Origin of the sequence: Paenarthrobacter sp. JL.01a, from assembly GCF_025452095.1 — a bacterium.
GTDB lineage: Bacteria > Actinomycetota > Actinomycetes > Actinomycetales > Micrococcaceae > Arthrobacter.
The window spans coordinates 2,208,390-2,235,065 of the sequence record NZ_CP104877.1 but is presented as its reverse complement, the minus strand read 5'-3'; the positions used below and the strand labels follow the sequence as shown (position 1 = coordinate 2,235,065).

The following is a 26,676-nucleotide window of genomic DNA, read 5'->3' as shown; positions in this document are numbered from 1 at the left end:
GATGTGACTATGTGATCTTGATGTGAGGTGGTACCGGCCGAAAGGGCGCCGTTAGAAGTGTGTCAGACAGTGGGCCGGGCGTTCCACTGTGAACAATTGCTGCGCCCTGAAGGCAGAGCCCGGGGTGTGCTCGTGGAGGCGACCCGCTGCGGCCAGCGTCACCGGCGAAACCGCACCCAGGTAGATCGAAGCGAGGTCGGTGGCGTCCATGCTGAGATCGGGCGCGGTTCCAGTGGCGTCACTGACGACGGCGGCAGCACCGCCGTCGGACTCCAGAACCCAAGTGCCCTCCGCCAGGCCCAGGGAGTCCGTAACCTGCAGAACCAAACGGTCGGACACAGGGAAGCGCCTGGCCTCAAGGGCTGCCCGGGTATCAAGGATCCTGAGCCACAGCATGTCGCGGACGTCGGAGGCCTCGATGCACCGCGGATCTTCAAGCGCCCACGCCAAAGGATCATCCACGGGAGCTTCGACCCACGTCACCTGCTCAATGAGGTCGATGCTGCCCAGGAAACGCCACAGGTCAAGGTAGGCCGCATTGCTTGCTGCCACGAGATCCACGATCTCCATGGTGTACGGCTTGTGGTCCCAGCCCTTGAACCGGTACGACACATAGCCATCCAAGGTCCCGGAAGCGTCGTAGTGCAACGCTGAACGAACGGAGAGGTCGGGCTTGCCGTCATGGCCGATCGACCCTGAGGCAACAAGCCGGTAATACTCCTGCCGGTCCACGGACCCGGGTGAAAGATGGTGGACCTTGGCAAAGACCTGCGGTGCCACGTCCAGGAGGACAGACGGGTCGGCGACTTCAACAGTCCCCGAAGCCTGCCCCTTTAGCTGGAAGCGCGGTCCTGTGTCCACAGTGATGCTGCGTTCAAAGGTGGCGACTCCGAATCCGAAGCGCCCGTAAATGGAACCTTCGGACGCAGTCAGTGCCGCCATGGCAAGGCCGTCATCCTTGGCACCTTCCAGGTCCGCGGTAATCATCCCCCGCAGGATTCCGTTGCGTCGGTGGGTACCGCGGACCGTCACGGACGTAATCAGGTTGGACTCGAGCGTGCGCCCAAAGCCAATGTTCAGCGTCTTGCGCATAGTGGCGTAGGTTGCCACGGGAACGTCGGCAGCCAGCGAATGCTCTGGCACCTGACCTGTGACGTAGACGCCGGTCAGCTCACGCTTGTCTGTTTGGTAAGCCGCCAAGGTCTTGGCGAGGTACTCGTCGTCCCGCCGCTGCTGGTGGAACCCGTGGGAGACTGCCTGCACCCAACGGGTTGAACGGTCATACCCCGCATCATTGCGATCGGCAACAACGGGGAATCTCTCGACGGAATATTTTGCGGTGTTGTGTTCCTTGGAATCAGCCACGCCTTCGAGCCTAGCCAGACGCCTGGGGGCGCGCCACCATCACGGCGGCGCGCCCCCAAGCGATCAAGGAATTGCTTGACGCAGGCTAGTGCCCGGCCTCGTACCAGCTGGAACCGACGCCGATCTGGACATCGAGCGGAACCGACAGGTCCGCTGCCGAACCCATCTGCTCGATGACCAGCTTCTCCACCGCCTCCCGCTCCCCCGGGGCAACTTCGAGCACAAGTTCGTCATGGACCTGAAGCAGCATGCGTGACTTGAGTCCCTGGCTGGCGAGCTCAGCCGACACGCCCAGCATGGCTCGCTTGATGAGGTCGGCGGCGGAGCCCTGGATGGGTGAGTTCAGGGCGATACGTTCGGCTGCTTCACGGGCCTGCCGGTTGGTGCTGGTCAGGTCCGGGAGGTAGCGACGGCGGCCTTCGATGGTTGCGGTGTAGCCATCAGTCCTGGCCTGGTCCACGACGCCCCTCAGATAATCCCGGACGCCGCCGAAGCGATCGAAGTAGTCCTTCATGAGGGTCCTGGCCTCATCCACGGAGATCTCCAGTTGCTTGGAGAGCCCGAAGGACGTGAGGCCGTAAGCCAGGCCGTAGGACATCGCCTTCACCTTCGAGCGCATGGCACTGGTGACTTCCGCAGGCTCGACGTTGAAGATCCGCGACCCAACGAAACGGTGCAGGTCTTCCCCGTCCCGGTACGCCTGGATCAGTGCCTCGTCCCCGGAAAGGTGCGCCATGATGCGCATTTCGATCTGGGAATAGTCAGCGGACAACAAGCACTCATAGCCCTCGCTCACCACGAAGATGCCACGGACGCGTCGGCCTTCTTCACTGCGGACGGGGATGTTTTGCAGGTTGGGGTTGTTCGACGAGATACGGCCCGTCGCCGCGATGTTCTGCGCGTAGGTGGTGTGGATCCGTCCGTCGTCGGCGACCGACTTTTTCAGGGTCTCCACCATTTGTGCCAGCTTCGAAGACTCCCGGTGTGCCATGAGCTGGACGAGGAATTCGTGGCCGGTCTTTTCCAGCAGCGCCTTGAGTGAGGCGGCATCGGTGGTGTAGCCGGACTTGATCTTCTTAGTTTTGGGCAGTCCCAGTTCTTCGAACAGGACAGTCTGCAGCTGTTTGGGCGAGCCCAGGTTCACTTCATGGCCGATGGCCGCGAAGGCCTGCTCCTGGGCGGTTTCGATCACCTTCGTCAGGTCGGCGAGCTGCTCATCCATGCGCTCCTGGGAGACGAAGATGCCGGTCAGTTCCATCTGGGCGAGGACGCGCGCCACCGGAAGCTCCAAAGTGGTCAGGAGGGCATCGGCGTTGCGGTCCGCCAGCTCCTTTTCGAAGTGCTTGCTGAGGGCCTGCACGACGGCGGCATGCTGCACCAACGCTGCAGCCGCGGCCTGGTCCGTTTCACCGGACAGGTCCAGTTCCAGCTGTCCGGACTGGGCGGCCGCAGGTCCCAAGGCGATCTTGAGGTGAACTTGTGCGAGTTCTGCGAGATCGTAGCTGCGGCGGTCGGGCTGGATCAGGTAGCCGGAGATCGACGTGTCATCCACGACGCCTTCAAGGCCAAGGCCGCGGTTGTGCAGCGCCTTAAGCGCCGATTTGAACTCGTGCAGGACCTTGGCTTCTTCGGGGTCGCGGAGCCAGCGGGCCAGCACGTCCTCAGCCGCGGCATCCAGGCCGGTCAGCTCAATGTAGGCCGCGCCGTTGGTGCGGACGACTGCCAGCGCACTGGCATCGTCACCGATGCGGCCCGGGACAAGCTGGACGGCGACGGCGGACCGCACCCCGGAACCGGCGGCGAAAAAGGCCTCCAGTTCCTGGGCACCGGTGAGGGTGGCGAACTCCGGGGCATCGATGGTGTCCGGCGCTGCCCCGGCAGTGTCATCGCCGTAAAGGTCGAACAGCCTCGTACGAAGGGTCCGGAATTCAAGCTCCTCAAAGAGTTCCTCGATGGCCTGGCGATCGGGGCGCGGCTCATGGAGGTCTTCCAGGGTTATGGGCAGGTCCAGGTCGGTGAGCAACTGGTTCAGCCTGCGGTTGCGCTTGACGTTTTCCAGGTTCTCCTTGAGCGCTCCGCCCACCTTGCCCCCGATGGAATCAAGGTTTTCCAGGATTCCCTCAAGGCCTCCGTAGAGGTTGATCCATTTGGCCGCCGTCTTGGGGCCGACGCCGGGCACGCCCGGAAGGTTGTCCGCGGACTCCCCGACCAGCGCGGCGAGGTCCGAGTACAGGCCGGGCTTGACGAAGTACTTTTCCTCAATGGCTGCGGCGTCCATCTTGGGAATGTTGCTGACACCCTGCTTGGGGTAGAGCACAAAAACGTTGTCGTTGATCAGCTGGAAGGCATCCCGGTCGCCGGAAACCAGAAGTACTTCGAAACCGGCAGCGTCGGCCTGCGAAGCCAACGTCGCGAGGACATCGTCAGCCTCGTATCCGGGCATGGCGATGGTCTTGATGCCCCATGCCTCCATCACCCGGGCGATGAGGCCGATCTGCCCGGCGAACTCCGCGGGCGTGGCGTTGCGGCCGCCCTTGTATTCGCTGTACTCCGCCTTCCGGAAGGTCGTGTCGTCCGAGACGTCAAAGGCGACGGCAACGTGGGTCGGCTTTTGGTCCTTGATCAGGTTGATCAGCATGGACGTAAAACCGTGCACGGCGTTGGTGTGCTGACCACGGGCGGTCGAGAAATTCTCGGCAGGAAGGGCGTAGAAGGCCCGGAAAGCCATGGAGTGGCCGTCCAGGACCAGCAACCTGGGCCGGCCCTCCCCCGTGACGCTGCTGGAGGTCGTGGCAGTGGGGGCGGGTGCTGTAGCAATGGCAGCAGCCTGGGCCGTTGGAATCTGGTCCGGTTTGGTTGTTTCACTCACAGGTGCCAGCCTAGTTGGCATGATGGACAATTTCACGCCGAACAGCTTTGTGGACCAACTCAACGAGGCCGGAGTACCGGAAGAGTTCCACGATTGGCTTTCCGCGCACGGAGTGGGGACGCTCGTGGTGAAAATGGGAATCCGTTTCACCGAAATGAGCGCAGAACGCATGGTGGCTACCATGCCGGTCGAGGGAAACACGCAGGTGGCGGGCATCCTCCACGGCGGGGCCCACGTTGTGCTGGCCGAAACCCTGGGCTCTTTCGCAGCATCGTTGCACGCGGGAAGAGGACGCCACGCTGTGGGCATCGAAGTGGGTGCCACACATCACCGCTCCATAGCGACGGGTATCGTGACAGGCACCTGCACGGCAATCCACTTGGGTGGCACCCTGGCCACCCATGAGATTGTGATCACTGACGAGAAGGGCCGCAGGCTTTCAACCGCCCGCATCACCAACATGATCAGGGACAACCGCCACTGAAGTGCGGCCCCGGCTCCAAGCGGGCCCTAACGCGGACGCCGCGGCAGCCTGTAATGCAACTCTGCCGCGGCCCCGCCAAGGATCCTTGACGAGACCAACTCAAGCGGCGCCGTCGGGCCCTTGAGCGGCAGGAGCGGCTTTCCCGCGCCCAAAACGACCGGCACGACGGTGACGATGATGTCATCGAGCAGGCCGGCATCGGCGAACTGCGCCACGAGGTCCCCTCCACCGAGCAACCAGACATTCTTCGGGCCGGCGTCCTTCAGCAGGTCCGGGGCGAACTCCGTGACATCACCCCGGACGAAGGTGATGTCCGCGCCAGCGGGTGCGGAGTACTCGTGATGGGTAAAGACCCAGCATGGGATGTCGGGGTAGGGCCACGTGTCCGGTTGGTGGTCCATGAGCCACCTGTACGTGTCCCCACCCATGGCGATGCAGCCAACGCCGGCCATGAAGGACTCGATGCCCTCGTTCACGCCGTCAACGCTTTCGAACTGCAGGAGCCACCCAAGGTCATCATCGGGGGAAGCAATGAATCCGTCGATGGTGGCAGCTACGTAGTACTGGAAGGTCGGCATGCCCCCAGACTAGTCAGTCCGATGCGGGGTTCCCATACTCCACGCGGACGCTCCCGTTATCCGGCAGCACAACTACGCGGCCCCGCTCCAGCGACCATCCATCGTTCAACAGGAAGATCCGTCCGCCGCTGACAACCAGCAAGCGCAGCCCGGTGTACCGGTACAACGGGGCCGCGTCCGTCCCGGCCGCTTCTTCCTTGACGTTCGGCACCGTAACGGCCAACCGTTCTTTGCTGTACACGACGGCGGTGGGCAGCAGGTGCGCACGTTCCTGGTAGTCGACGGCGGCTCCCCGGCCCAGCGCCTGGGCGTAGTCGGACGTGCCCCAGAACAGAAGCAGCGTCACCAGGACGAACACCAACCACCCTTCGATCCCGCGGCGCCCGGCATACGCACCCGGCACGGTGGACCCGGCGGCCCGGCGTCGCACACCAAGTGCCCAAGACCCCACCACCAGTCCGGCCGCGATCAGAAAGGGCGCATAAAGGACACCCTGTTCCGGGCGTACCGTCACTGCTATCCACATCACGGCGGCAAGGGCGAAACCCAGAAGGAGAATCACGGTGGCGCCGAGCTTCACCAGCTTCCTATGCCGGGAAGACTCGAGGACGCGCGCCACAGCACGGTCGAGCATGAGCCAGAGCAGGCCGATGACAGCCAGCCAGGCCAGAGGCTGGAACAGGGACTGGATGCTCCTCAAGATGAAATCCTGGACGGTATAGCCGAAAAGGCTGACATCCAATCCCATGGCCTTGGCTTGGGCATCGGTGCGCGCCCACCCGAAGTAGACCAGCAAGGCCGTGACCACCGTCAACGGCGGACCGACCACTGAGAGCACCTCCAGGGTTCGCTTCCAGCGGGTGCTGCTGCCGTCGGGGGCCGGGGAGACCTCGCTCACGGTGACGCCGTGGATGAGGATGCAGGAGCCGACGTCGGTGCTTGGCTGGTTGGTGCCGGTTTCGTGCCCGTTGGGGTGCCGGTTCCTGCCGTACCGGAAGACGCTGCGGCGTCGTCGTAGAAGAAGGTGACTGCGCCGGCAACGTCCACTGTGTCCGTCACCGTGATCCTGATGGATGAGCGCCCATTGGCAGGCGGCATGCGCAAATACACGGTCCCGTAGTCGTTCCTGTCACCCACGAATTCGACGTCTGCGGGCACCCCGTCGAACAGGACCTCGCCAATGCGGACGTAATAGCCGTCGAGGCGGACAATGGTGCCGCCAGTACTGGGACCCCACGCCCGGGATGTTCCCGTCACCGGCCTGAGCTGTTCGTCCACTACGGTCAAACCTTGCAGTTGACGGGGGCATGCTTCACCAACTCCCGGTTCGACCTTGAGAGCGGTGTGGGGGCTGCTGCGGTGTTGGGCCACCATCATGGCCGACATGGCGGCAACCCTGAACTCCAGGCACTGGTTTTCCGGGATCCGGGGCGTGGCTGAAACAGCATTCGATGCTCTTTCCCAATCATCGGCCTTGCCGCTTAGTACAGCCCGGCAGACCGCGGCCCCCGCCAGCCACACGGCCTCATCCCCGGCGCCCTCCACGCTGCGGGCCAGCGCATCACACTGGAACTGCTGAAGCAGGAGATACCGCTGGCCGGATGTGGGGTCGTTGGGCCCTACCGGCCCAACTGGAATCCACCGAACCACCGGGGCGTTTTCCTGCGGGGCTCCCGGGCCGGCCGGACCAGCTGGCTGGACTGCGGTGGGGGCGCCGATGGTGGAGGTGTTCCTGCCCGGAGTGCCGGTTGTTTGCGAGCTGGCACCTGGTTGCGGGGACAGTCCTTCAGAAGAGGGCGGCAAGCACGCTGCAAGGGCCAGCACCAGGACCGGGAAGAGCGTCAGTCCGATGACGCGGCTTCGGGAAGGGCACATCATGACAGCCCCATATCTGCCGGATCACAACCACGCAGCCACACGCATGGCTACACAGCTGATTATTCTCCCGAATGTACGTTGCTGCCAGAGACAGTGCTACTTTCCGAAGTACGGAACAATCAGGTAAATGCCGAACAGCACGGCGACGCCGCAAAGGCCAAAGCAAACGTACGCCAGGGAGCGCACCAGGGCAGGTGACTTGTGCTGGATGTCGCCGGCTATCGCGGTGAGCCGGACTCCCAGGGAGTAGAGGACAACGAGCGTCACGGCGGCCACGAGGGTTACGCCGGCTACTTGCAGCAGTTCCAACCATTTCATCGCTGCACGTCCTTGCTCGGAGTGTTCTTTTGGGACTTCTTCTTCTTGCGGAACCGTACGGCGTGGCCGGCTTCTTCAACCTCGACGGCGTTGTGGTGGCCGACGTGGGATTTGCGGGAAACGACAAACATGAACAGGATTGCTGCGGTTCCGACGACGGCGGCGATGATCACACCCACGGTGCCGGCTCCCACGAGCAGGGCGGTCAGCGCACCAACGATCGCCGATGCCGGAAGGGTAAAGAGCCATCCCAGCGCAATCTTGCCGGCTGTGCCCCAGCGGACTGAGGTACCTTTCCGGCCAAGTCCGGAGCCGATCACCGAACCCGAGGCAACCTGGGTGGTCGAGAGGGCAAAGCCGAGGTGGGATGAAGCGAGGATGGCCGAGGCGGTGCTTGTTTCCGCGGAGAACCCCTGCGCAGGTTTGACCTCCGTCAGGCCCGATCCCATGGTGCGTATGATGCGCCAGCCGCCGGCGTAGGTACCGATGGCGATGGCGAAGGCACATGCTGCGATGACCCAGAACTGAGGGCCGCTGCCTGGGGCCTGGGTACCACCTGCGATGAGGACCAGGGTGATGATGCCCATGGTCTTCTGGGCGTCGTTGGTGCCGTGCGCCAGGGCCACGAGGCTGGAGGTGAAGATCTGGCCGGTCCGGAAACCACCACGCTTCTGGGTGAGTTTGTCACCGGTTTCCGGATCATGCCTGGAGGTAAGCGCATAGGCCAGCCGGGTACAGATGTACGCCACGCCACCGGCAATGAGCGGTGCAAAGACTGCGGGAAGGATGACCTTCTGCAGAACTGTTTCAAAGTTGATGGAGTGGAAACCGATACCCACTACCGCGGCGCCGATAAGGCCGCCGAAGAGTGCGTGCGAGGAACTCGATGGCAGGCCCTTGAGCCAGGTGATCATGTTCCACAGGACGGCGCCCATAAGGCCGGCAAAGATAATGTCCGGGGTGATGTGGATTCCGTCGGAACCTTCCCGGATGAGTCCGCCGGAAATGGTCTTGGCCACTTCCGTTGAGAGGAAGGCGCCCACGAGGTTGAGAACCGCAGCCAGGGCAACGGCCGTTTTGGGCTTGATCGCCCCCGTAGCGATAGGCGTGGCCATCGCATTGGCTGTGTCGTGAAAGCCGTTGGTGAAGTCAAAGAATAGGGCCAACGCTATTACCAGCGCGACCATGAAGGTGATATCCACCTGTTGCCCAATCTGCAGAGTCGACGTTCAGCAGTTCCACTTCCCCATACCTGCCATCCACAGCATAGTTCAGCAAGTGTTCAACTGACCCTGCTTGCGGGATTCACTCTGGCGGGCTTGAAACCTTAAGAATCCTACGTGCCATCCCCCGAGGGGCCAAACGAATGCGGTCCCGGATTCAGCCCAGGTAGCTGCGCACGGCCGCAAGTTCGGCGCGGCTCAACCCCTTGCGGGGATCCGGTGAGATGCACAGCACACGGCCCTGCTGGTATTCCGCCCATGAGCGGGCATCGGACTCCTGGCTGAGCTGGTCATCGACCCAGGCAAAGCGTTGGCTCCCGCTGGCCGCCAGATCCTTTTGCAGCGCCACCAGCTTCCACCATTCCGGCCCTTCATCCCAGCCTTGGCTGGACAATACAGGCCAGTTCTGGCCGTTCAGCCCGATGGCCGGGCACAGAAACTCCGGGGCCAGGCGCTCCCACGTCGTCAGCCAAACAAAGCGTGCGGCCGGATGTTCAGCCAGGGCGTTGAGTTCAGCAACGGCTTCGGGCGCGAAGGCCACCTCAAGGATGCCGGCGTCGGCGATGCTCCATTCACTGCCCCAGTCGGTGGTGCCCATCGGACTGAAGGGGTTCACCACGCCGTCGACGTCCAGATAGATGGACACCGGCGTCACGGTGCCCTCCACGGAATCCTCATGCGTCCCCTTCCCCAACGGTTGAAGCCAGCCTACGGGAACGCAGCCCCGCCGACCGTCAGGATCGGAAAATCAGATCCTTGACGTTCGTCATGCAGGTGATATTCTCGATGCATGGAAAAGCCCGCAGTCCATTCCTCACGCAATGTCCGTGACATCGAGGACACCGTTCGCACCGATTTCCGGCACGCCATGTCCTATGGCGGATACCTGGACCTTGACCGCCTGCTCAGTTCGCAGCACCCCTTGAGCAAGCCGGAACATCACGACGAACTGCTTTTCATCATCCAGCACCAGACCAGTGAGCTCTGGCTCAAGCTGGTGCTCCATGAGTTGCTGGAGGCCCGACGGCTTTTCGACGCCGACAACCTGGGCAAGGCGCTCAAATGCATCGCCCGCGTCAAAGCCATCCAACGCACCATGACCGAACAATGGTCGGTCCTGGGCACCCTGACACCCCGCGAGTATGCCCAGTTCCGCGGGTTCCTGGGCAGTTCATCGGGCTTCCAGTCGTATCAGTACCGCGGAGTCGAATTCCTGCTGGGGAACAAGAATCGGGGGATGCTGCGCGTTTTCGAAAGCGAACCCGAGGCCCACGCCTTGCTCAGCACCCTCCTGGAAGAACCGACGCTGTACGACGCTTTCCTGGCCGTGCTGGCCCGGGCAGGCTATGACATTCCCGCCGACATCCTCGAGCGGGACACCAGTGAACCCTGGACCTTCCGTGCGGACCTGGTCCCCGTCTTCCAGAAGATCTACGAGTCCGACGACACTCCGTGGGGGCTCTATGAGGCCTGCGAGGACCTCGTGGACATCGAGGACAACTTCCAGGCCTGGCGCTTCCGCCACCTTCGGACCGTCCAGCGCACCATCGGTTTCAAAGTGGGCACGGGCGGGTCATCCGGCGTCGACTTTCTCAAACGCGCCTTGGACCTGACCTTCTTCCCCGAGCTCTACGCCGTCCGTACCGAGATCGGCAACTAGCAGCCACTCCCACACTTCCGCAGGAGAAATGATGACCACCAAACAGCAGACCCAATGGCCGACGTCGGCAGAACTGGACGCCGCGGATCCACTCGCCGCCCAGCGTGAAGCCTTTTACGCGCCCGACGCCGACCAGCTCACCTCGTACTTGGACGGCAACTCCCTGGGCAGGCCGCTCAAGGTGACGTCCGCCAACCTCGCCTCATTCGTTCATGACGCCTGGGGCAGTCGCCTCATCCGTGGATGGGACGAACAGTGGATGGATGAACCTACGCGGGTGGGCGACCGCATCGGTGAGGTCACTCTGGGAGCTGCGCCAGGACAAGTCACGGTGGGCGACTCGACCTCCGTAATGCTGTACAAAATGATCCGGGCCGCAGTGGATGCCCAGCCCGGCCGGGACGAGATCATCATCGACCGGGACAACTTCCCGACAGACCGCTTCATCATCGAAGGCATCGCCAAGGAACGCGGAGCCACCATCAAGTGGATCGCGGCCAACCCCACCAGCGGCGTCCGCGCCGCTGACCTGGACGACCTGCTGGGTGAGCGGACCGCCGTCGTAGTGCTCAGCCACGTTGCCTACCGCTCGGGGTTCCTTGCCGACGCCGAGGTGATCACGGCCAAGGTGCACGAGGCCGGGGCGCTCATGCTGTGGGACCTGTGCCATTCCGTGGGGTCCGTACCCATGGAGCTGGACGCGTGGGGCGTGGACCTCGCCGTCGGCTGCACCTACAAGTACCTCAACGGCGGCCCGGGCTCCCCCGCCTTCGCGTACGTCAATGCGTCTGCGCAGGATCGCCTGCAGCAGCCCATCTGGGGCTGGATGGGGGCGGACAATCCTTTCGGGATGACGGCTGCATACCGCCCGGCCCAAGGCATCCGACGCTTCATCACGGGCACCCCACCGGTCCTGGCCATGCAGCCACTGAAGGACATGGTGGAACTGATCGCCTCCGTGGGAATGGACGCCGTACGGGACAAGTCGATCAAACTCACGGAGTACGCCATTGCACTCTCCGAAGAACTCCTGGTGCCGCTCGGTGCTGAGATTGTCAGTCCCCGTGATCCCTCCGAACGCGGCTCGCACATCACGGTTGACCACCCGCTCTTCGCCGACGTCACCGCAAGGCTCTGGAAGAAGGGCGTCATTCCCGATTTCCGGCCTCCGCACGGCCTGCGCATTGGCCTTTCACCGCTGAGCACCAGCTATGCCGAGGTGGAGCTGGGAGTTTCAGCCATCCGGGACGTCCTCACCGAACTCCTGTGAGCCGGAAGTGAGTGCCGTCCTCGATGACATGGACTCCCGGCCCGGGAGCACGCCGTCCTTGCTGCGAACAGTCATTGGGTTGTACTTGCGCGATGTCGGCGGCTGGATGTCCACCAAAGATGTCGTGGCGCTGATGGATGCCCTGGGGACATCGGCAACCGTGACGCGGACAGCCTTGGGCCGGCTGCGGAAAAAGGACGTACTGAGCCAGCAGAACCGGGAGGGAAGTCCAGGCTTCACCCTGACGCAAGGTGCTGCGGCCATGTTGGCCCGCGGTGACCGGCGGATCTACAACCCCAGGAGCATGTCCCCCTCCGACCCCTGGTGTTTGATCTCTTTTTCCATCCCGGAGACGGAGCGGGAAAAACGACACCAACTGCGGCGCAGGCTCCACTGGATCGGCTGCGGAACGGTCGCCGCCGGCTTGTGGATCTGCCCGGACTCCCTTCGGGTGGAAGTGGAAGAGATTCTTGCTGACCTCGAACTGCGTGACATGGTGACGATCTTTGTCGCAGGGACACCGCTTGTGGGTGGGAGCCTGCAGGAAGCCGCGTCCGCATGGTGGGACCTGGACGCCGTCGCCGAACTCCACAAGGACTTCATCCGCGAGCATGCCGGCGCAGTCCCGGATGCCGGCCAGGAAGTGGAACCGGGGGCAGCCGCGTTCGCGGCCTACGTCCAATGCATCGACAGATGGCGCATCATCCCGTACCTCGATCCCGGGCTGCCCTCAACCTTTCTCCCTGAGGACTGGCCCGGTTCCGAAGGCGCCCGGCTGTTTGGGCGGATTGTTGCCGCCTACAAGGAGCCCAGTGCCGAGTTCGTCCGACGCACGGTCCAAGGCGTTCGCGTCACCACGGGCCCATGAGAAGTGCAGGCCTTCAGCCGTCCGCCCTCACCCTTGATACGAAGCGGAACCTGTCCCCACGGAAGGTGCTGTGCGTCCATTCAACCGGCACGCCGTCGCTGTCTTTGGCCAGCCGATGCACCACCAGCAGCGGCGCCCCCATTTCAATGCCCAGCAGCTCAACGTCTCCTGGACCGGCCAAGGCCGTTTCGACAGTATCCTCCACCTCTGCGATGGATATCCCGTAAACGTCCTTGAGCGCGGCATACAGGGAGTCGGACTTGGCCAGGTTGGCCTTGAACCGGGGAAGCTTGCCCGGAAGCCAGGCAACTTCATGGGCCAGCGGCGCTCCATCGATCAACCGGATGCGTTCGAGCCGGGTCACGGTGTCTCCCTCACCCAACGCCAGGTGCGCGGCGACGTCCCGGCTTGCCTTGACGACCTCCAGCGCCAACAGCGTGGAGCCCGGGTTGAGGCCCTGGGTCCTCGCGTCATCGGAAAACGATGTTAATTGCCTGACGTGGGTCACTTTGGGAGGCGCCACGAATGTTCCGTGGCCCTGTATTCTGGCGAGCCTGCCCTCCGCGACAAGCTCACTGATGGCCATGCGGACAGTAGTGCGGGATGTGGCATAGCTCTGCGCGAGGGCCCGCTCCGTGGGGATGAGGGTGCCTGGCCGGAGCCCCGCCATGAGGGCGAGAATTCCGGTCTTGACGACGTAGTATTTGGGCGTCGCACGCTTGATGTCAGCAGGCATAGGGAAAACCTACCTGTAGACAAGGGGATTGGTCTATGCCAATGTTGCAGGGGGTCAATCGTGCACGTGGGCGCTGGCCCAAGCGAGCCGATCCGGGACGAAGGGACGTCACATGCAGCAGTCCGGCCATAACGGGGGCGCAGCAGCTGCTCCCGTCGTTCTGGGCCTCCACATCGGTGGATCCAAAACCCACGCCGTCCTCTCCGGGGCGGAAGACGATGCCGGGCTTGAGATCACCGAAGCGCGCGCGAACCTGTCTTCCGTAGGGCACCAGGGAGCCGATGCGGTTCTGCGACGGATTGCCGCAATCGTCGGCGGCGGCGTTGAAGCGGTATGTGCCGGGGCAGCCGGTGCGGACACCCCGGCGAGCCGTGCAGTTTTGTCGGCGCTTCTCGCAGAACACTTCCCCGGCGCCAGGATCGACGTCGTCCATGACACCCGGATCATCCTTGCCGCGGCGGGGCTTGAAGCAGGAGTGGTCCTGGTGGCGGGAACGGGCTCGGTTGCCTGGGGCAGGAACCGGGAAGGCCGCGAAGCCCGCAGCGGTGGTTACGGCTATCTGCTCGGCGATGAAGGCGGCGGATACTCAGTGGTTCGTGACGCCGTCCGCGAGGCGCTGCGCGAGTATTACGCCGGCCTTGAACCGGGGCCGCTGGTCCAATCCTTGATGGCAGCCACAGCCAGCGTCGACGCATTGCAGCTCATGGACTTCTTCTATGCCAAGCCCGAGCCGGACCATTGGGCCGGATTGGCTCCACTAGTCCTCGACATGGCCAACGACGGCGATCCGGCGGCCTTGCGGATTCAGGCCGAGGCAGCGCATTCCCTGGCGTCCCTGGCCCGGCAAGTGCTGGGCGAACTTGGCTTGGACCTCCCACTGGTGATGGCTGGGGCGTTACTGGTCAACCAGAGCCAGCTTGCTGCCGCAGTAGCCAGGAAAATGTCGTTGGAGGATCCCTCGCTGGTTCGGATCCTCTCCCAGTCCCCCGTCTTCGGGGCGGTCAAGCTCGCACGTCAACTGATCGGGCAGTGACGGTCCACAGGTGATCCCCGCCGGCAACGGGAGTAGTCTGGATCCATGCCTTCCATCCGCGGCGGCGGGTAAAAATGTCCAGGGCCAGGCAGCGGTGGCTGCCCGCGTTCTTGATCTGCCTTGCCATGGGCATGGCGGTATTGTTTGGTGCCGTGCAAGCGGGTGCAAGCAGTTCCCTGCCGCCCAAGACCGCGGACGAGGTCCTCGCAATGGTCGCTAACACCCATGTCCGCGCCCTAACCGGCACGGTGGAACAAAACGCTGAGCTGGGACTTCCGGATATTCCCACAACAGGTCCGGGCGTCGCTCCCGGCGCCGCGTCCACCCTGGAATTCCTGACGGGTTCGCACACAGCCCGCGTCTACCTTGATGCGCCCGCCAAAGCGCGCCTGCAGATCCTGGACCGGATGGCTGAGCGTGACCTCGTAGTGAACGGAAGCGATGCGTGGTTCTACAACTCCGCGGACAACAGCGCGACGCACCTGCGCGCTCCCTCGCCGTCGACGGGAACATCCAACTGGTCCTTGCCGCCTGCTGCTGCGCACCTGGAGATGCCAACACCGGCTTCCATGGCATCGCGCTTCCTCGCAGCCATTGACGCCAGCACCGAGGTCACGGTGGACAGTGCCTCAACAGTCGCTGACCGCAGCGCCTACCGCCTCCTGCTGAGCCCCCGCACTTCCGGTACCTTGGTGGATTCGGTGGCGATCGACGTCGATTCGGAAACAGGCATGCCGCTGGGCGTCGAGGTCAGGGCCAAAGGACAAGCTGAGCCTGCCTACTCCCTGGCCTTTACACAGGTGGAGTTGCGCGCCCCGGATGCTGCGATCTTCGAGTTCACGCCACCGCCGGGGGCGACAGTCACCGAGAAGGCGGTTCCCGCGGCGCCTGCGAAGTCCAACCCGCCGCCCTCTCCACAGGCCACCCATGGGCAGCATGGGGCAGCTGCCACCGGAGAGGGTTGGGATGCCGTGGTCTCCCTTCCAGCGGGTACCGCTCCTGCCGGACTCATGGCCGACCCACTCCTTTCCCAGGCACTTCAGCCGGTTCCCGGCGGCCACGCCGTGACGACATCCTTGGTCAGCGTGCTGATTCTCGACGACGGCCGCGTCTTCGCGGGCATGGTCCCGTTGGAGCGGCTCCAGTCGGCAGCCCTCCAAGCGGCAGCCCCAAACCAGTAAGGGCAACTGCCCAGTGACAGAAACCGCCCAGTGACAGAGGCCGCCGACGAGGAAAACCGCACGGAGGCCGGGACAGGGCTTGCCATCGAAACACGCGGCCTCGTGAAGCGCTTCGGGCACAGGGCTGCTGTCAATGGAATTGATCTGGCCGTACCCCGCGGAGCAGTCTTTGGCTTCCTCGGCCCGAACGGTTCAGGAAAGACCACCACCATCCGGGTGCTGTTGGGCCTTGCAACAGCCAACAGCGGAACCATCAGTGTCCTGGGGAGGCCGGTGCCCCAGTCTTTGGCTTCCGTGTTGCCCGACGTGGGCGCCTTGGTGGAAGGCCCTGGCTTCTATCCGTTCCTGACCGGCGCGGGAAACCTCATCCGCCTGGACTCAGCGGACCGCCATGCGCCGGGTTCAACCAGAAGGCAGCGGGTCCATGACGCCCTGGATCGAGTGGGCCTCGGCCACGCTGCCGGCAAGAAGGTCCGTGCCTACTCCTTAGGCATGAAGCAGCGCCTCGGCTTGGCCAACGCGCTCCTTCGGCCCCGTGAACTCCTTGTCCTTGACGAACCCACCAACGGTTTGGACCCCCAGGGCACCCGGGAAGTCCGCAGTCTCGTTCGTTCCCTCGCTGCAGGCGGGACCACGGTTTTCGTTTCCAGCCATCTCCTGGCCGAGGTCGAACAGATGTGCACCCACGCCGGCATCATGAGCGCCGGACGACTCGTGGCGCAGGGCCCGCTGGAGGAGCTGCGCTCCGCCGGTGAGCCGCGCGTCCTCCTTCAAACGCCCGACGTCGGCAAAGCCACGGGTGTTTTGTCGCGCCTGGGCCTTCTCACCGTGGACGCGACCGGGCAAGGCGGTTCGCTGCTGGAGACCCGGCCGCTGCGGGAGCAGACACACGGTGATTGGACGGTGGCGGGCACGGGACTCAACGGAGTGGCCCCGGAAGCGATAGTTGCCGCCCTTGTAGCTGAGGGCGTCCGGGTCCGCGGCTTTACCGTTGAGAACCCGAGCCTGGAAGAACGCTTTGTCTCCCTGACTGGAGAGGGGTTCGACGTTGCCGGCTGAAACCGTTGGTGCGCCGCCAACCCGCGCTGGCCGCGGAGCCGGGTGGGCGCTGCTCGCCTCGGAATTGAGGGTGCTTTTCCGCAGGCTCCGTACGTGGGCCATGCTGATCGCGTTGGCGGCAGTGCCTGTATTGATCGCGGTGGCGGTGAAGTTGTCGTCCCGGCCCGCAACACCGGGCCGCGGTCCACTCTTCCTGGACCGCATCACCCAGAACGGGCTGTTCGTGGCGGTCACCGCACTGGTGGTCTGCGTGCCCCTGTTCCTGCCGCTGACCATAGGGGTGGTGGCCGGAGACACCATCGCGGGGGAAGCGAACCTTGGCACCTTGAGGTACCTGCTCCTGGCCCCATCCGGCCGAGTCCGGCTTCTCCTGGTTAAATACGCCGGTGCCGTCGCTTTCTGTTGCGCCGCGACTGTGACCGTGGCAGCGTCCGGCGCCCTGGCCGGCGTCGTACTTTTTCCCGTGGGCCCCGTGACGCTCCTGTCGGGAGACACCATCAGCGTGGGCGAATCAGCCGTGAGATCGTTGCTGATCGCTGCCTACATCACTGTGTCCCTCTTGGGACTTTCGGCAATCGGGTTGCTGCTCTCCACGTTTACGGATGTGCCGGTCGGCGCCATGGCGGCAACCATCGTCCTGTCTGTCGTCTCCCAAGTGCTGGATAACCTTCCGCAACTGGATTGGCTGCACCCGTGGCTGTTCAGCCACCACTGGTTGGGATTCGCCGACCTGCTCAGGCAACCGATCGACTGGACGTCGTTCGCCGACAACGCGCTGCTGCAGTGTGGCTACGTGGTGGTCTGCGGCGCACTCGCTTATGCGAAATTCTCCAACAAGGACGTCTTGTCCTAGTGATGTCGTAGGCTCTTTCCATGGCCAGATTCTTTGATGTGCATCCGGAGGACCCCCAACCACGTGCCATCGGCCAGGTGGTTAACATGCTGCGGGACGGAGGCTTGATCGCCTACCCCACGGACTCCTGCTACGCCTTGGGCGCGCAAATCGGGAACAGGGAAGCGCTGGACCGCATACGAACCATCCGCCACCTGGACGACAAACACCATTTCACGCTTGTCTGCAAGGACTTCGCCCAGATGGGCCAGTTCGTCATGCTGGACAATGACATCTTCAGGAGCATCAAAGCTGTCACACCGGGCAGCTACACATTCATCCTTCCAGCCACGCGTGAGGTACCCAAGCGGCTGCTGCACCCCAAGAAGAAAACCGTGGGCGTCCGCATCCCGGATCACCGGGTGGTCCAAGCCCTCCTGGCGGAGCTGGGCGAGCCGTTGCTCTCCAGCACCCTCCTGCTCCCGGATGAGGAAGAGCCGCTGACGCAGGGTTGGGAAATCAAGGAGCGCCTGGACAACCAAGTGGACGCGGTCATTGATGCCGGAGACACGGGCTCAGAACCCACGACGGTCGTCGACTTCTCCAGTGGAGTGGCAGAAGTGGTGCGTCGCGGGACTGGCGATCCCTCCCGCTTCGAATAGGCACGGTCTACAGGGCCTGAGGGGCTACTCCTCAGGCTTGCGGGCCCGGCTTGGTTGAACGCGCATGGGCTCGCCGGGCATCTTGGGGAACTCCGGTGGGAAAGGCATCTCGCCCTGGCCATTTTTGACGTCACGGTCCCACCACGCGAGCAGGACATCGATGTCACCAGGGTTCTCGTGCATGACTGCCCACGGATCCCCGATCTTTTTCAAACGGTCAGGGACCGTGGTGATGGTGTACTTGGCGGGATCGGCGTTCTCCAACTCCTCCCAGGACAACGGGCACGACACTTGGGCTGTAGGCACGGCCCGTGGACTGTACGCCCCGGCAATGGTCCGGTCCCTGTTGGCCTGGTTGAAATCGACGAAGATCCTTGTTCCGCGTTCCTCTTTCCACCAAGCGGTGGTGACCTTGTCCGGCATGCGGCGTTCAAGTTCGCGCCCGGCAGCGATCACGGCGTGGCGGACATCAAGGAACTCATGCTTGGGACTTATGGGGGCGTAGACGTGCAGACCCCGGTTGCCGGAAGTCTTGATGAACGCGGTCAGTCCGGCCTCCTCCAGAACAGAACGAAGCTCCAGTGCTGCAGGAATGGCGTCGTCGAAGTCCGTTCCAGGCTGGGGATCCAGGTCGATCCGCAGTTGGTCGGGATTGTCGGGATCGTTGGCCCGTGAAGCCCACGGGTGGAACACCACTGTATTCATCTGTGCGGCCCACACCGCGGCTGCCGGTTCGTCAATGACCAGCTGTGGGTGGGCCCGCGCACTGGGGTAGGTCACCGTGACGGCACGGACGTAGTCGGGCGCTCCCTTGGGTGGGTTCTTCGAGAAGAACATGTCGCCGTCGATGTTTCCCGAATACCTCTGGAGGCTGACGGGACGGTTTCCGTTGGCCGTGACAAATGCCTCGCCGACATCGATCAGGTAGTTTGCGAGATCAAGCTTGGTCAGTCCCACCTTCGGCCACATCACCCTGCTGGGGCTCGAAATCCGGACCTCGCGGGGTCCGTTGGGACCGGGCACGGTAACAGTGGTTGCTTCACTCGCCATGGGCACAAGCTACCCCGGAATTGGCGCGTGCGTCAGCATCCGGGGCGAAATCACCGGGCGTTTCACCGCGGTCTCCTGTGTTTTCGTTCCTGTAGGCAATGATGGGTACATGTCCGCTAACGAAGAATTGCTGTCCATCGCTGTTGGCGAGACCACGGTTTCTGCCCTGTTCCTCCGGCCCGAAAACCCGTGGGCCACACTGGTTGTAGCCCACGGTGCGGGAGCCGGCATGGAACATCCGTTCCTGCAGGGTTTTGCTTCAGCCATGGCCGATGAAGGCGTAGCGACCCTTCGCTTCAACTTTCCCTACCGTGAAGCCGGGCGTCGGTTCCCGGACCGGCCGCCGCTTGCCGTCGCTACGTGGCGAGCCGTGATGGAGGCCGCAGCCGGACTGTCGGACGGCGGGCCGCTGTGGGCGGCAGGCAAATCCTTCGGTGGCCGCATGGCGTCCATGGCTGTGGCCGAAGGCATGCCGGCGCAGGGGCTTGTTTATCTGGGCTATCCGCTGCACGCCCCGGGCAAACCCGAGAAGCTCCGTGATGAGCATCTGTATGGAATCACAGAGCCGATGCTGTTCCTGCAGGGCACCCGGGATACCTTTGCCACCCCCGGGATCCTGGAGAAGGTAGTGGCTGGAATTGGTCCGACGGCGACTCTCCACTGGTGCGAAGGCGGCGACCATTCGTTCGCCGTCAAGGGAGTGAAGCGAAGCGCGGCGGAAACCGGGGCGTCCCTGGCACCTGAGGTGGCGGCGTTTATGAAGGCCAGCGGCTGAGGCTACTTCGGCAGGGGCTCGTGCCGAAGGTACGACCTCCTGAAATGTCCGGTGCCTGCTGTGAGGGCCCGTAGTTCGACGGCGTAGCGAAGCAGCTCCTGGTCGGGCACCTCGGCCAGGATCTCCGTGCCTTCGCCTTCAGCGGCGTTGGTGCCGTTTACCCGGCCCCTTCGGCCGGAGAGGTCGCTCATGACGGCCCCTACGTATTCCTCCGGAACACTGATGACCACTGATGACACCGGTTCAAGGAGCTGGATCTTCGCGGCAGCTGCGGCCTCCCGTAGCGCCAGGGCACCGGCGGCTTGGAAGGCAGCATCCGAGGAATCCACGCTGTGGGTCTTGCCTCCAAGCAACGTGACCTTGATGTCCACCACAGGGAACCCTGCTGAGACGCCTTTGACCATTTGCGCCCGCACCCCCTTTTCCACGGACGTGACAAATGTAGCCGGAATGGCACCGCCGACGATCCTGTCCGTGAACTCGAAGCCTTCGCCCCGCGCCAGCGGCTCCACCTCAATGTCGCAAATGGCGAATTGGCCATGGCCACCGGATTGCTTGACGTGCCGCCCGTGGCCTGTGGCCTTGCTGGCAAACGTCTCTCGCAGAGGAGTGATAATGTCCACCGTCTGCAGTTTGACGCCCTGGTTCCGCAGGCGGTCCAGGATCACCTCGGCATGCGCCTCCCCCATGCACCACAAGATGAGCTGATGGGTGTCCGGGTTGCGTTCGAGCCGGAGCGTTGGATCAGCAGCTGCGACTTTCCCTATGCTCTTGGCCAGGGCGTCCTCATCGCTGCGGGAGACACCCTCGACGGCGATCGGCATCAACGGTTCAGGCATGTTCCACGTCTCGATCAGGAGCGGAGCCTCGCGGTCCGAGACGGTATCGCCTGTCTCGGCGCTTGCCAGCTTGCTGATCGCGCAGATGTCGCCGGCGATGCACTGTGGAACGGCCTTGAGGCTCGAACCCACGGGCGAATAGAGATGCGTGATGCGTTCATCGGCGTCGTGGTCTTCGTGGCCCCGGTCGGCCAGCCCGCGGCCGCCGATATGGATGGATGAGTCCTCCCGCAGGGTTCCGGAGAATACCCGGACGAGGCACACCCTGCCAAGGAAAGGATCCACCGTGGTCCGCACGACTTCGCCGGCCAAGCGCCCGACCGGATCACACTCCAGGCGCTTCAGTGTCGAACCATCAAGGGTCATGGCGGCAGGCGGGATCCGTTCAAGGGGCGAGGGCAGGGCATCGGTCAGCAAGGACATCAACTCCGGCAGGCCGAGGCCCGTCTCGGCAGCTGTTGGCATAACCGGGAAGAAGCTGCCACGCGCCACGGCCTTTTCGAGGTCCGCCACGAGGTCGGTCAACGGCAGTTCTTCGCCGCCGAGGTACCGGTCCATCAGGGTTTCATCTTCACTTTCGGCGATGATGCCCTCCAACAGGGGCTCCCTCGCCTCTTCAACTTCGGAATCCGGGATGAGCCCGTGCGCAGGACCGTGGAGTACGCCGACGAGTCCGGCGTTTCCCGGCACAGGCAGATAGAGCGGCAGTACCGATGCCCCGAAGGCTTGCCGGCAACGCTCGACGGCGGCGCTGAAGTCGGCGCGGGGATGGTCCAGTTTGCTGACAACCACGACGCGGGGAAGGCGGATCTTTTCGCACTCGCCCCAGAGGGCCACGGCGGCGCCGTCGATCCCCTCCACTGCGGAGACAACAAAAAGGGCCGCGTCGGCGGCCCTCAATCCAGCTCGTAATTCGCCGGTGAAGTCGGTGTAACCCGGGGTGTCGATCAGATTGACCTTGGTATCGCCCACGAGGATGGGCGCCACTGACAGTGTCACCGACCGTTGTTGATGGACGGCGGAGGGATCGGAATCACTGACCGTGGTTCCGTCGCTGATGGATCCCATTCTGCTGATGGCTCCGGTTGCGGCGAGCAGTGCTTCCACCAGCATCGATTTGCCGGATCCCGAATGCCCGACCAAAGCGATATTGCGTATCTTCGCGGGGTCCTGGGCCATCAAGGCCGCGCCGTTCTCCCCGCGCCTGTTCTCGTTGGCGGGGCCAGACCCTTTTGCCGCTTCGCGCGTGCCCTTGGCAGACATGGGCGCCTCCTGGTGTCTCCCGGAGTGGAGTCCGAAAGCTCGGGGTTTCGGACCCGGACATCCGAATCGTTAACCAGATTGGACACCCTGGGGCGACCACTGGGCAAGGGCTTGCACCCGCTAAACGCTGAGCATCCCCCACAGCAACCACAGGGATGCCACGGCGCAGGCGGTGATGACAGCGGTGAATCCCGAGAGCCACACAAATGCGGGGACTCCAGTGGTGCGGCCGAGGATGTAGGCGTCGGAGGCCGCCAGGCGATTGCGACGCTTCGTGTGGACGCCTGCGAGTTTGAGGAGGTCACGGACAGCTCCCACGGACAGGGCTACTCCAAGGGCCAACACCACGTAATTGATGGCTGCTGGCGTGGCGAAGAGTAGCAGTGCCTGTGCGATGACGGCGCTGGCCACAGCAACCACTATCCCGGTGAAGTTTCGGAGGAAAACCAAGGACACCAGGAGAACCAGGGCACCCACCGACATGGCAGCACCCGAGCGCCCCGCACTGACTGCGGCAATCAGGCCGAATCCCACCACCGCCGGGGCCGGATAGCCCCAGAAGCCGGACCACGCGGCACCAAAAGAGCTTCGTCCGCTGCTGACCAGCCGCCCGGAGTGGTCAAGCCCAATGCGGAGTCCGTGGACGAACCTTCCCGTCATCAGCGCCGCGTAGGCGTGACCCAGTTCGTGGACAAACGTGACGTACAAACCGAACCATCGCCAGGTGGCGCGGGGAATGCTGAGGATCACTGCGCAGGCAAGGATGCCCAGCAGGACGGGCAAGGGGACCGCCGTGGTGTAACTCTGGGTGAAGCCGCGCACAACCGCGTCCCACCATGTTTGCAGCAGGTTCACTGCGCTGTGGTCCGAAGCGGGGAATCCGTGTTCCGGAGCCTGGAATGCAGGCCGGCGACAAGGATCTCCAAGCCGAGTTCGAAGGCAGCCTCGCCGCGCTCTTCGGCAGGCGCCGCATTGTCCAACGCGCTGCTAAGCGCCGGGAATCCCTGAGCGGGTGGCGCCCAGACGACATCGGGAGCGGCCAGGTCCAAGGCGAAGCCCAGCGCGAAACTGTCGATGGTGGAGATCGCGGACAGGACATCCCGGCCGCGGAAGCCGGCAGCTTGGAGGGCCACCGCAAGGCTTTCATAAAGGGCGAGGACCTGATGGTCCTGCACCGTCTGGAGTACCAGCAGGGGCGCAAGCCTCGGATGCCGCGCAAAGGCGTCCCGGTAGCTGCGCACAATGGTCCGGAGGGCAGCTTCCCAGTCCTGGTCGTCATTGAGCGTGTAGGGGCTCTCGGAGATGATGCGGCCACGCATGAGCTCAAGGATCTCTTCGCGTCCACTGACGTGGTTGTAGATGGACGATTGGCTGACGCCGATCCGCTTGGCCAGTTTGGGCAGGCTGAAGTCTCCTGCCTCATCCACCAGCTCCAGGGCGGCAGTGACGAGGGCGTCGACGGAAATCAGCGGGACCAGCGGGCGTGCCATACGGGGTTACTCCATTCACGGTTGATGTTACGACTCTAGCCAGAAGTTGGAGCCTAGGTATTGTGCCGCCGGTCACAAGGCCCTACGATAAACGAAAGCCTTTCGCTTATCCCTCCTTCTTCCCCTGAAAAACCTCCCCCACTCCCCCATAGGATCCCCATGTCTGATCTGGAAACCCGACCTCCGGCAGCCGAGGCCGGAAATGGGCTGAAACGGAACGCCATCGGCACCGGCGGCATCGCCTTCCTGGTGATTTCCGCAGCAGCCCCTTTGACCGTGATGGCCGGCGTGGCCCCGGTAGCCATCGGTATCGGGGGCATCGGCGCCCCCATGGGCTATGTCATCGCCGGTGCAGTGCTGCTGGTTTTTGCCATTGCCTTCATGGCGATGACCAAGCACGTCAAAGCCGCAGGCGGCTTCTACACCTACATCACGCTGGCCATGGGCAAGACAGTTGGTCTTGCCTCGGCAATCCTCGCGATCGTCTCGTACAACTGCCTGCAGATCGGCGTGTACGGGCTCTTCGCTGTCCAGACCCAAGCCATGCTCCAGACTCTTTTTGGCTTGGACGTTCCCTGGCCCGTGGTAGCACTGGCTGCCATTGCTGCCGTCTGGTTCCTTGGGTACCGCGGAATTGACGTCGGAGCCAAGGTCCTGGGCGTCCTGCTCATCGCTGAAACGGCAATCCTCGCCATCATGGGCGTGGGCATCCTCGCCCGTGGTGGCGCCGAGGGCATCAGCTTCGACTCCTTCTCCCCCGAGCATGCGTTCACGCCGGGCGTACTGGCCATCCTCGCCATCTGTTTCGCAGCGTTCATGGGCTTCGAATCAACGGTGCTCTACCGGCGGGAAGCACGCAACCCGGACACATCAGTCCCCCGGGCCACCTACATCGCAGTGGGATTCATGTCTGTTTTCTACGCCTTCATTGTGTGGACAGTCATCCAGGCGTACGGCAACGGAAATGTCGTAACTGCCGCCGGCGAACTTGCCGACGGAATGTTCTTCGCCACCATCAACCAGTACGTGGGCCCTTGGGCAGAAGTGGTCATGTACCTGCTGATCGTTACCAGCGTGTACGCCTCGCAACTGGCCTTCCATAACGCCATCAACCGTTACGTCTACATGCTCGCCAAGGACGGTATCCTTCCCGCGTTCCTGGGCAGGACCCACCCGAAGTACAAGTCCCCACACCGCGCAGGACAGATCCAGACCGTCCTGGCCGCCGTCGTCATCCTCATCTGTGCCATCGCCAACGCCGACCCGTACAAGCACCTGTTGATCTGGGTCAACACGCCTGGAATCGTGGGCATCGTGGCCCTGCAGGGGCTGGTGTCGGTAGCCGCCTTCATGTACCTTCGCCGGAATCCCGCCGCCGTGACCAACCGCCTGCTTGTTCCCGTCAGCATCGCCTCGGCCGTCCTGCTGTTCGGGGTGGTGGCGTTGATCGCCATCAACATCGAACTCCTCACTTTTGCAGATGCCCTTACCAACACGATCCTCCTGACCGTTACCCCAACCGTTTTCCTTGCGGGCCTGCTGGTCGCCCGCCGCCTTCGGATTGCCCGCCCCAACGACTTTGCCCGGATTGGAAGCTTTGAAACCCATGACTCCTGACCTCATCGTCCTCGCCGAAACCATCCACACCCTCGATGACCAGCACCGGCGTGGGCCCATCCAAGCCGTCGCAGTCACTGACGGAACCATCACCGCCGTCGGGAGCCGTGAGGACGCGCAAGGCTGGCGCGGTTCGGGAACCCGCGTGGTGGACCTGGGCAGCGCGACGTTGACCCCGGGTTTGGTGGATTGCCACATCCACCCGGTGTTCGGCCTGGACCTCACCGTGGGCGTCGACCTCTCCGGCGCTTCAACGCTTGATGACGTCCGCTCGCTTCTCCGCACACAGTCAGGGAACGACGACGACTGGTTGCGTGGGTGGGGTCTGAACCCTAACGCTTTCGGAGCGGTGCCCATGCACCGTAATGTGCTCGATGACGTCAGCGGCGGCAAACCGGCGCTGATCCGCTTGTTCGACGGCCATTCCGCGATCGCCAACAGCCGGGCGTTGGAGCTTGCAGGCGTGCAGGGCAGGCACGAATTCGAGCAGGCTTCGGAAGTGGTGTGTGACGCTGACGGAGTTCCTACCGGCTTGCTGCTTGAAGCCGCTGCCATGGAACTGGTTCAACGCCATATCCCCCAGGAGTCCTTCGAGCGGCGCAAGGCGAGGCTGGGCGTGCTCCTCCGGGACTTCGCCAGGTCCGGACTCACCGGTGGCCACATCATGGACCACAGCGAGGAATCCTCTGAACTCTTCCGGGCACTGGAGGCCGAGGGCGAGCTGCCCCTGCGGCTGCGCTCTGCGCCTTGGTGCATGCCCGGCACCAACGAAGACGATTGGAAAGAACTCGCGCGGAGCATCGGCACCGGCGGACGCCGCTGGTCCGTTGAGGCCATCAAGCTCTTCGTCGACGGAACGGTGGATAGCGGAACCGCCTGGCTCTACGAACCCGACCTCTATGGCGAATCCACCGCGCCTTTCTGGCCGCGGCCTGATGAGTACTCAGCAGCTGTCCACTATTTCGCGGCCCGTGGGATCCCGACGGCGACGCACGCGATCGGCGACGCCGGGGTAAGCCATGTCCTCGATGCCCTGGAGTCCCTCCGCGGCAGCGTGCCGGCAGATGTCCTTCGCCGGACCGTGCACAGGATCGAGCACCTTGAGACGGTGCCGGACGAACTCGTCGACCGCTTCAAGGGTTCGGGCGTCGTTGCGAGCATGCAACCGACACATTGCACCCACTACTCATTGGCAGATCACAGCGATAACTGGTCCACCCGGTTGGGTACCGAGCGTGCCAACCGTGCGTGGAGGTGCCGGGACGTCCGTGAAGCAGGGGTGGTTCTGGGTATTGGCTCGGATTGGCCGATTGCCCCGTTCCAGCCCTTGCCGATCATGGCAGACGCGCGTTTGCGGCGCCGTTCGGGACACCCCGGACAGGAACCGATTGCGCCCTCCCAGGCGCTGACAGCGCTCCAGGCGCTGGAGGGATACACCTCCCACGCAGCCAAAGCCGCAGGATTGTGGGAAGTCTCGGGGTCCATCACAGTAGGCAAGCGGGCTGACTTTACGGCCTTCGAACTGGACCCGCTCAGTGCAGCGCCGGATGACTTCGCTGCGAGCAGCGTGCTGGCAACATTCGTGGACGGGGAAATCCAGTTCCTCCTGGACCGGACGGCCTAGAC

General features: G+C 63.6%; 25 protein-coding genes. 12 read left to right on the top strand and 13 right to left on the bottom strand.

Going from position 1 to position 26,676, the window contains the following annotated elements; genetic code table 11:
* Positions 1 to 51: 51 nt before the first annotated feature.
* Together N5P29_RS10540 and polA are read right to left on the bottom strand one after the other, a co-directional pair.
* Positions 52 to 1,365, bottom strand: coding sequence for a GNAT family N-acetyltransferase (locus tag N5P29_RS10540; RefSeq protein WP_262274941.1), 1,314 nt, complete (start codon positions 1,363 to 1,365; stop codon positions 52 to 54).
* An 85-nt stretch (positions 1,366 to 1,450) separates the two neighbouring features.
* On the bottom strand, positions 1,451 to 4,093 hold the full coding sequence (gene polA / locus N5P29_RS10535) for a DNA polymerase I (RefSeq protein ID WP_262278558.1): 2,643 nt from the start codon (positions 4,091 to 4,093) through the stop codon (positions 1,451 to 1,453).
* A gap of 160 nt (positions 4,094 to 4,253) precedes the next feature.
* Here polA and N5P29_RS10530 point away from each other — a divergent pair, with 160 nt between their 5' ends.
* A complete protein-coding gene (locus N5P29_RS10530) occupies positions 4,254 to 4,718 on the top strand; it encodes a hotdog fold thioesterase (RefSeq protein ID WP_262274940.1) in 465 nt (154 codons plus the stop codon).
* Positions 4,719 to 4,744: 26 nt separating this feature from the next.
* Here the strand turns inward: N5P29_RS10530 and N5P29_RS10525 are convergent, their stop codons facing one another.
* The 6 genes from N5P29_RS10525 to N5P29_RS10500 all read right to left on the bottom strand — a co-directional run bounded on the left by N5P29_RS10525 (position 4,745) and on the right by N5P29_RS10500 (position 9,370).
* Positions 4,745 to 5,296, bottom strand: a complete 552-nt coding sequence (locus N5P29_RS10525; RefSeq protein ID WP_262274939.1) for a dihydrofolate reductase family protein — start codon at positions 5,294 to 5,296, stop codon at positions 4,745 to 4,747.
* Between the two features lie 13 nt (positions 5,297 to 5,309).
* Complete coding sequence (locus N5P29_RS10520; RefSeq protein ID WP_262274938.1) at positions 5,310 to 6,194, bottom strand: hypothetical protein; 885 nt, start codon at positions 6,192 to 6,194, stop codon at positions 5,310 to 5,312.
* Positions 6,191 to 7,174: a hypothetical protein gene (locus N5P29_RS10515; protein WP_262274937.1), complete on the bottom strand. Its 984-nt coding sequence runs from the start codon at positions 7,172 to 7,174 to the stop codon at positions 6,191 to 6,193. The genes N5P29_RS10520 and N5P29_RS10515 overlap by 4 nt, the downstream gene beginning before the upstream one ends.
* 96 nt (positions 7,175 to 7,270) lie before the next feature.
* Positions 7,271 to 7,492 carry a hypothetical protein gene (locus N5P29_RS10510; protein WP_262274936.1) on the bottom strand — a complete coding sequence of 74 codons (222 nt, stop codon included), beginning with the start codon at positions 7,490 to 7,492 and terminating at the stop codon, positions 7,271 to 7,273.
* Complete coding sequence (locus N5P29_RS10505; RefSeq protein ID WP_262274935.1) at positions 7,489 to 8,694, bottom strand: inorganic phosphate transporter; 1,206 nt, start codon at positions 8,692 to 8,694, stop codon at positions 7,489 to 7,491. The genes N5P29_RS10510 and N5P29_RS10505 overlap by 4 nt, the downstream gene beginning before the upstream one ends.
* Positions 8,695 to 8,872: 178 nt before the next feature.
* On the bottom strand, positions 8,873 to 9,370 hold the full coding sequence (locus N5P29_RS10500; RefSeq protein ID WP_262278557.1) for an HAD domain-containing protein: 498 nt from the start codon (positions 9,368 to 9,370) through the stop codon (positions 8,873 to 8,875).
* A 135-nt stretch (positions 9,371 to 9,505) separates the two neighbouring features.
* Here N5P29_RS10500 and kynA point away from each other — a divergent pair, with 135 nt between their 5' ends.
* From kynA to N5P29_RS10485, 3 genes are read left to right on the top strand one after another with little or no spacing between them, the layout of a single operon-like run.
* On the top strand, positions 9,506 to 10,375 hold the full coding sequence (gene kynA / locus N5P29_RS10495) for a tryptophan 2,3-dioxygenase (protein WP_262274934.1): 870 nt from the start codon (positions 9,506 to 9,508) through the stop codon (positions 10,373 to 10,375).
* 31 nt (positions 10,376 to 10,406) lie between these two features.
* Positions 10,407 to 11,645 carry a kynureninase gene (kynU, locus tag N5P29_RS10490; protein ID WP_262278556.1) on the top strand — a complete coding sequence of 413 codons (1,239 nt, stop codon included), beginning with the start codon at positions 10,407 to 10,409 and terminating at the stop codon, positions 11,643 to 11,645.
* 7 nt (positions 11,646 to 11,652) lie between these two features.
* Positions 11,653 to 12,513, top strand: a complete 861-nt coding sequence (locus N5P29_RS10485; protein ID WP_262274933.1) for a PaaX family transcriptional regulator — start codon at positions 11,653 to 11,655, stop codon at positions 12,511 to 12,513.
* Between the two features lie 13 nt (positions 12,514 to 12,526).
* On the opposite strand, the gene N5P29_RS10480 is transcribed toward N5P29_RS10485, so the two are convergent.
* Positions 12,527 to 13,249, bottom strand: coding sequence for a GntR family transcriptional regulator (locus N5P29_RS10480; protein ID WP_262274932.1), 723 nt, complete (start codon positions 13,247 to 13,249; stop codon positions 12,527 to 12,529).
* A 112-nt stretch (positions 13,250 to 13,361) separates the two neighbouring features.
* Between N5P29_RS10480 and N5P29_RS10475 the strand changes: the two genes are divergently transcribed.
* From N5P29_RS10475 to N5P29_RS10455, 5 genes are all read left to right on the top strand, one after another.
* The gene (locus tag N5P29_RS10475) at positions 13,362 to 14,282 is read left to right on the top strand and encodes an N-acetylglucosamine kinase (RefSeq protein ID WP_262274931.1); all 921 of its coding nucleotides are present in this window, start codon (positions 13,362 to 13,364) and stop codon (positions 14,280 to 14,282) included.
* Positions 14,283 to 14,356: 74 nt separating this feature from the next.
* Entirely contained in the window at positions 14,357 to 15,463 is a 1,107-nt protein-coding gene (locus N5P29_RS10470) for a LolA family protein (RefSeq protein ID WP_262274930.1), read from the top strand.
* A gap of 30 nt (positions 15,464 to 15,493) precedes the next feature.
* A complete protein-coding gene (locus tag N5P29_RS10465; protein WP_262274929.1) occupies positions 15,494 to 16,522 on the top strand; it encodes an ABC transporter ATP-binding protein in 1,029 nt (342 codons plus the stop codon).
* The gene (locus N5P29_RS10460; protein WP_262274928.1) at positions 16,512 to 17,375 is read left to right on the top strand and encodes an ABC transporter permease; all 864 of its coding nucleotides are present in this window, start codon (positions 16,512 to 16,514) and stop codon (positions 17,373 to 17,375) included. The genes N5P29_RS10465 and N5P29_RS10460 overlap by 11 nt, the downstream gene beginning before the upstream one ends.
* A 20-nt stretch (positions 17,376 to 17,395) precedes the next feature.
* Positions 17,396 to 18,016 (top strand): L-threonylcarbamoyladenylate synthase, encoded by a 621-nt coding sequence (locus N5P29_RS10455; RefSeq protein WP_144658731.1) that lies wholly within the window; start codon positions 17,396 to 17,398, stop codon positions 18,014 to 18,016.
* Positions 18,017 to 18,040: 24 nt separating this feature from the next.
* Here N5P29_RS10455 and ligD read toward each other — a convergent pair whose 3' ends face one another.
* Positions 18,041 to 19,066: a non-homologous end-joining DNA ligase gene (gene ligD, locus N5P29_RS10450; protein ID WP_262274927.1), complete on the bottom strand. Its 1,026-nt coding sequence runs from the start codon at positions 19,064 to 19,066 to the stop codon at positions 18,041 to 18,043.
* Between the two features lie 109 nt (positions 19,067 to 19,175).
* On the opposite strand from ligD, the gene N5P29_RS10445 reads away from it, so the two are divergent.
* On the top strand, positions 19,176 to 19,841 hold the full coding sequence (locus tag N5P29_RS10445; RefSeq protein WP_262274926.1) for an alpha/beta hydrolase family protein: 666 nt from the start codon (positions 19,176 to 19,178) through the stop codon (positions 19,839 to 19,841).
* Between the two features lie 2 nt (positions 19,842 to 19,843).
* Here N5P29_RS10445 and N5P29_RS10440 read toward each other — a convergent pair whose 3' ends face one another.
* The 3 genes from N5P29_RS10440 to N5P29_RS10430 form a co-directional block, all read right to left on the bottom strand.
* On the bottom strand, positions 19,844 to 21,943 hold the full coding sequence (locus N5P29_RS10440; RefSeq protein ID WP_262274925.1) for an elongation factor G-like protein EF-G2: 2,100 nt from the start codon (positions 21,941 to 21,943) through the stop codon (positions 19,844 to 19,846).
* A gap of 120 nt (positions 21,944 to 22,063) precedes the next feature.
* Positions 22,064 to 22,798: a M50 family metallopeptidase gene (locus N5P29_RS10435; RefSeq protein WP_262274924.1), complete on the bottom strand. Its 735-nt coding sequence runs from the start codon at positions 22,796 to 22,798 to the stop codon at positions 22,064 to 22,066.
* A complete protein-coding gene (locus tag N5P29_RS10430; protein WP_262274923.1) occupies positions 22,795 to 23,433 on the bottom strand; it encodes a TetR/AcrR family transcriptional regulator C-terminal domain-containing protein in 639 nt (212 codons plus the stop codon). The genes N5P29_RS10435 and N5P29_RS10430 overlap by 4 nt, the downstream gene beginning before the upstream one ends.
* 159 nt (positions 23,434 to 23,592) lie before the next feature.
* Between N5P29_RS10430 and N5P29_RS10425 the strand changes: the two genes are divergently transcribed.
* Together N5P29_RS10425 and N5P29_RS10420 are read left to right on the top strand one after the other, a co-directional pair.
* Positions 23,593 to 25,050: an APC family permease gene (locus N5P29_RS10425; RefSeq protein WP_262274922.1), complete on the top strand. Its 1,458-nt coding sequence runs from the start codon at positions 23,593 to 23,595 to the stop codon at positions 25,048 to 25,050.
* Entirely contained in the window at positions 25,040 to 26,674 is a 1,635-nt protein-coding gene (locus tag N5P29_RS10420) for an amidohydrolase (RefSeq protein WP_262274921.1), read from the top strand. Before N5P29_RS10425 ends, N5P29_RS10420 begins: the two co-directional genes overlap by 11 nt.
* Positions 26,675 to 26,676: the final 2 nt, after the last annotated feature.